The sequence below is a fragment of the Microvirga aerophila genome (genome assembly GCF_003332305.1).
Classification (GTDB): Bacteria; Pseudomonadota; Alphaproteobacteria; order Rhizobiales; family Beijerinckiaceae; genus Microvirga; species Microvirga aerophila.
Genome location: NZ_QOIO01000133.1, coordinates 1 through 4,681 on the forward strand (window position 1 = coordinate 1; position 4,681 = coordinate 4,681).

General features: G+C 56.4%; 3 protein-coding genes and 1 pseudogene. 1 reads left to right on the forward strand and 3 read right to left on the reverse strand.

What is annotated here, in order from left to right:
- Positions 1-443: 443 nt before the first annotated feature.
- The gene (locus DRB19_RS30920) at positions 444-929 is read right to left on the reverse strand and encodes a recombinase family protein (protein WP_210207561.1); all 486 of its coding nucleotides are present in this window, start codon (positions 927-929) and stop codon (positions 444-446) included.
- Positions 930-1,131: 202 nt separating this feature from the next.
- The gene (locus DRB19_RS32035; protein WP_162815949.1) at positions 1,132-1,269 is read right to left on the reverse strand and encodes a hypothetical protein; all 138 of its coding nucleotides are present in this window, start codon (positions 1,267-1,269) and stop codon (positions 1,132-1,134) included.
- 485 nt (positions 1,270-1,754) lie between these two features.
- Between DRB19_RS32035 and DRB19_RS28970 the strand changes: the two genes are divergently transcribed.
- Entirely contained in the window at positions 1,755-3,758 is a 2,004-nt protein-coding gene (locus DRB19_RS28970; RefSeq protein WP_114189407.1) for a right-handed parallel beta-helix repeat-containing protein, read from the forward strand.
- A gap of 352 nt (positions 3,759-4,110) precedes the next feature.
- On the opposite strand, the pseudogene DRB19_RS28975 reads toward DRB19_RS28970, so the two are convergent.
- Positions 4,111-4,604 (reverse strand): annotated as a pseudogene (locus DRB19_RS28975) (IS630 family transposase); the annotation flags it as partial.
- Between the last annotated feature and the right edge of the window lie 77 nt (positions 4,605-4,681).

Sequence of the window (4,681 nt, forward strand, 5' to 3'; positions counted from 1 at the left end):
GGGTTCCTTGCGGCGTGCCATGCGATGTCTCCCTCATGATCATCGTAATGGCCCCACACGAAATTCCCGATAGTCCCGCCCTTGAGGGTGCCCCGCCTCAGCCAGCCGTAAACCGTCTGCCGATGCGCCCCAAGCTCCTTGGCCACTTCCTACGGGGTCAGTTCGTCGGCCCTCTCGCGCGGCACTTACCAGGACTAGATCGGCCGCGTCGTGCCAGGTGACAGCGCCGCCAGCCCAGTGGCATTCAACCTCCACCCGCTCGGCATCGCCGTGCAGATGGATCGCCACCCGATCGAGCATGGTCCGGGCTCGTCTGCCGGTCGCGCGCCGTTGTCGACGAGGCACTCCACAGGGCCGGAATATCATCGGCCAACCGGCGCGTGCCTTCCGGCCATCGTCGTTGTAGATGACGAGCATGCGCCGACCACACACCCCGCAGGTCGTCAGCCCGCCGAGCAGCACCGGGGAAGGCCGGTGCGGCGTGTGCGATTGGCGACGATCTGCTCCTGATTCCGCTCAAGGGCGCTCCAATCAATGTGGGCCGGACGGGCGCTCCGGTGCGGCATCCTCCAGCTCTGCGGATCGCGTAGGAGGCGCTTGCCGCTGTGCGGTTGGCCGGACTGGTACAGGCGGCCGTCATAGGTGCGTCGGCCATAGACATAGGCTCCGGCATAGAGTGGGTTGCACAGCACGTCGCGTAGGGTCCTCCCACTGGGCCGGATCCAGTGCACGTCTCCCTTGTGCGGCACGCCGCAGACGCGATCCGGCAGGCGGATGTCATGATTGACGAGGTAGCGCAGCACGCCGCTGACCGAGCGCCTTCGCTCGAAGAGCGCGAAGACCAGGCGGATGATCTCCTGCACCTCCTCGTCAGCATCGAGCGCTACCTCGCCCGACGGTTTGAGGACATAGCCGCGGGGGAGTCCCAAGACCAACTCGCCTCGTTGTGCCTTAGCCCGGCGGCCCTCGAGCATGCTTGCCCTGCGAATGTGGATCTCCGTCTCGCATCGGCCCGTCTACCACGAGCGGTGCCACGATCCCGTCCTCCCACAGGCCTGCCACAAAGGTGGTAGTCAGCCAGTGTCCATGCGGCGTGGCATCGACCCCTCGCTGTCCTCGCGGCGAGCGCCCTTAGCCGCGGGTCATGTTGGTGGCCATGCCGGTCTCGTCCAGGAAGACAAAGCGGCTTGCGTCCATGAAGCGCTGCCACACCCGAAAACGGCGGCGCTCCTGGGTTACGTTCGGATCATTCGGCTGCAATGGGCCCACGCTGCCGACGTGTGGGGACCTCCCTGCATAGCACACCAGTAAAAAGGTAGTGCTGCGTCATTAAGGAGCCCATTCTCCTGAACTCTGAGACAGCAGCACTCACGCTAGTCCAATATATAAGTGTATTTTCCTAGTCGCCCAGAACAACTTGATGATTATGCACTCGCTAATCCTAGGGGCAGCGAAGGGCCACATTTATGACATCTTTGGTGACGATTCACCTGTTTTAGCACAAAAGGGGTAACCCCTTAGTTATAGATTCTGTTTAGATGTTATATCGGGAGTTTGCAGGCGCTATGCGAGTCTGCTTTTGAGTAAATATTCGGCAAAAATTAGTGGAGAAGAGGAACGCCGTAGCAACTCTGACAGTATGCAACCTAGTAAATCGAGGTCTATTCTCGATTTACCGTAGCGCAACAAGACGTTAACCATCAAATACCAGTAGATTTACGATACAAAAAAACAAAAGCGAATAGTGGGCAGCCATGGCAACATACTACGTAGATTCGAAAACCGGAAATGACAATAATTCGGGGATTAATGCAAGTAGTGCATGGAGATCGATCGAAAAGGTCAATACACATCAGTTCCTCCCCGGAGATCAAGTTCTTCTGAAGCGTGGGAATATCTTTACTAGCGAGTTACTCATCAAAAACTCCGGAACAGCTACTGCGCCTATCAAGGTTAGCGCCTATGGTTCGGGGGCTAACCCGCTATTCGACGGCTCTGTTGAACTCAAAACAGCGAAATGGTCCGAGACTTCTCCCGGAAGTCATGTTTGGACGACGCCAGTCGCGGCGCGGGGTGGCGAAGATCCAGGTCGAATAAAATTCAATAAGCTTGATGGAAACATTGAAGCCGCTCACAGCGGTGCTGTTGCGAAAGCCGGCGACTGGTACTGGAGCGGTGGCGTTCTGTCAGTCTATTCGATGAATAATCCGTCCTCTGCATTCCAATCGGTCGCCCTACAGGTCGATAACAATATGGTCAAAGTTTCCAGCGCGAAGCACGTCGTGCTGCAGAACATTGATGTTACAATGGCTCGCTATGGATTCAACATTGCCAATTCACAAGCTGTTACATTGCGGGACTCCAGCGCCTACAGCAATACAATGAACGGATTTACAATCGGGAACTCTACTAGCGTAGTGCTGCAAGGCGGAAGTGCGTATGAGAATGGGCGCGATGGGGAAGGTTCCTCAACGATGCACATTGGTCACGGTGTACTCATCACCGGCGCAAGCAGCAACAACCTTGTTGAGGGCATGAGGCTCTATGCAAACTCAGAGGATGGTGTGCAGTTTGGGCCAAACGTGCTGAACGGCAACGTCATAAGCAACAATGAAATTTTCCGGAATAGGGAAGATGGCATTGACATCAAGGGCTGGGGCAACAAGCTTACGGCGGCCAACTTTTCCGTCAGCTTCAACGGGAACAACATCTACGGCAATACAGAGTTGGGGATCAACATCAACGCCGATGGCACGATGAGGTTGAATGGAAACTACGTCGAATCAAGCGATGGGCCTGCAATCGAGACTGGCGATAAAGGTGCAGTGATTTCCACAAACAATGTGTATGTGGGGGCAAACAGCAGCACTGTCGCATTGTGGGCTTCAAACCGAACATCCACGTTTGCACATGACGCCTTCGTCGATGGCGGGTTGCGCAGTACAATATCGGTCGATGTCTCCGCAGGGTCTAATCATGTCTTCGAAGACTCAAGCTTTATCATGCGCAACACAGGAAAGGCGCTGATGATTGGCGGCGGTGCCAACAACGTAACCCTGAAAAGTAACACGTTTTACTCGGAAGGTGCCTTTCTTGTGCGTTTCAATGAAGGTAGATCCATCATTTCCGACTACAATCACTACTATCGTGGAGACAATATCGGCGGCTGGTTCCAGGTGTCGACAGCAAATGGCTGGAAGACATATGGTGGTGCAGATCTCCAGAGTTACGCAACTGACTGGGGGATAGACCAGCATTCGGCTATAGGTCGCCCTGTCACCGTTAGTGAGGGAACAAACGCGCTCGTCGGGAGCGCAAGCAACGACAGCCTCAACGGCAAAGGAGGGAATGACGTCCTGTTCGGGAGAGCCGGTGCCGATATCCTAAACGGCGGGCTCGGCACGGATATGCTGATCGGAGATGCAGGATCAGACACCTTTGTGTTCAGTACTGGTCTTAGCTCTGCGACGAATGTCGACAGAGTCCGCGACTTCAACGTGTCGGACGATGCGATCTATCTTGACAATGCTGTGTTCAGGAACGTGGGTAGTGGCACGATTGAGCAGCCGGCAAAGCTCGATACGGCTATATTCACGATCAGCACGAAAGCGCAGGATGCGAGTGATCGCATTATCTATGACAGCGGCAACGGACATCTGTTTTATGACGTCGACGGCTCTGGGCAAGCAAAGCAAACCCTGTTTGCTGTCCTCCCCGAGCACCTGAAGCTTACAGGAGCTGACTTCTTTGTGATTTGATCGCTAACAACCGGAAGCGCTTGGCCGATCGGTCAGAGCGCTTCCCTACGTCATCATTCTAGATCCGCTTGTTTGCCTGAACCAACCTCTGGCCTCCTGATAGATGATGCATCCAGAACCACCATATCGGTGAGGGCTTCAAGTACCCACAGATTGGCGCTTCGATCCTGGGTTTTTCAAACCTGCATTGCCTCGCCCGCGGACTAAAGAACTCTCGCTTCGAGCTCCTGATCCAAAGACTCTCGCCCATGCCTGCAGATCGTAGCTAATGTCAAGAAGATCCTCGATCCAGGCCTAATCAAAGCTGCTGCGCTTCTTGGCTCGAATAACTTATACCACCCGGCGCTGATGCTCATGCATTGACCCAGTCGCGCAGACCGATGGACATGATGGTCCAAGGTTGGTCAACGAGCTTATTCCAAGCCCTGCAGCAATGGTCGAGAATGTCGGTGTAGGACGTGATGATCCGGTTGGAGATCCAGTTCTCCCTCATGTACTGCCAGATGTTCTCGACCGGGTTCAGCTCGGGCGCTTTGGCGGGCAGCGGCACCAGAGTGATGTTGGGCGGCACCTTCAGCTTGCGCGAGACATGCCAGCCGGCTTGGTCGAGCAGCAGCACCGCATGTGCTCCGGGCGCCAAGCCTGCGCGATCTCGGCCAGATGCAGGGACATCGCCTCGGTCGTGCAGCGCGGCAGCACCAGGCCGGCGGCTTTGCCCAGGGCTGGGCAGATCGCCCCGAAGATGTAGGTCGAGGCCGTCCTCAGATCCCGTGGCGCCGAGGGACGGGTGCCGCGCTTGGCCCACCGCCGCGTGATCTTGTTCTTCTGGCCGATGCGCGCCTCATCGTTAGCGGTGTTCTCAGGCCACGGCCTTGAGGTCTGGCGCGGTGGCGTAGGCCCACGGCAGCAGATCATCGATGCGG